This is a genomic window from Mesorhizobium sp. M2E.F.Ca.ET.209.01.1.1, from assembly GCF_004010375.2.
Taxonomy (GTDB): Bacteria; Pseudomonadota; Alphaproteobacteria; order Rhizobiales; family Rhizobiaceae; genus Mesorhizobium.
In genome coordinates this window covers 1-430 of the sequence record NZ_SADP02000213.1, presented here as the reverse complement: position 1 = coordinate 430, position 430 = coordinate 1, and the positions used below count along the sequence as shown (strand labels likewise).

Genomic DNA, 430 nt, shown 5'->3' with positions numbered 1-430 from the left:
GCCCGGGGCTCACGCAATTGGCCCGCACGCCATATTGCGACTGCTCGACAGCTATGCCCATGACAAAGGAATGCAGAAAGCCCTTGGTTCCGCCATAGGCGACATTCCTGGGCTGGCCGTTAACGCCGCCTTCGGAGCCGGCACAGAGGATCACGCCCTTCGTTTTCCTCAGATGCGGCAGCGCGAACTTCGTCATCAAGAAAGCCGAGCGCACGTTGCAGCGTAAGTGCTCATCGAACTTGTCGGTCGGCATGTCGTCGGTCTCCGCATTGACGAGAAGCACGCCCGCATTATTGACGAGCACGTCGAGCTTGCCGAAGCGATCGATGGCGGCGTCGACACAGGCGCGCGCCTGACGCTCGTCCGCGACATCGGCGGCGAAAGCGATCGCCTCTCCGCCGTCCTTCAGAATTGCGGTGGCGACGTCGTC

1 protein-coding gene is annotated in these 430 nt (G+C 62.1%); it reads right to left on the bottom strand.

The window, feature by feature from the left end; translation table 11 throughout:
- Positions 1-430: SDR family oxidoreductase (locus tag EN852_RS35345; RefSeq protein ID WP_135879640.1), on the bottom strand; the 430-nt coding region annotated here is incomplete at both ends.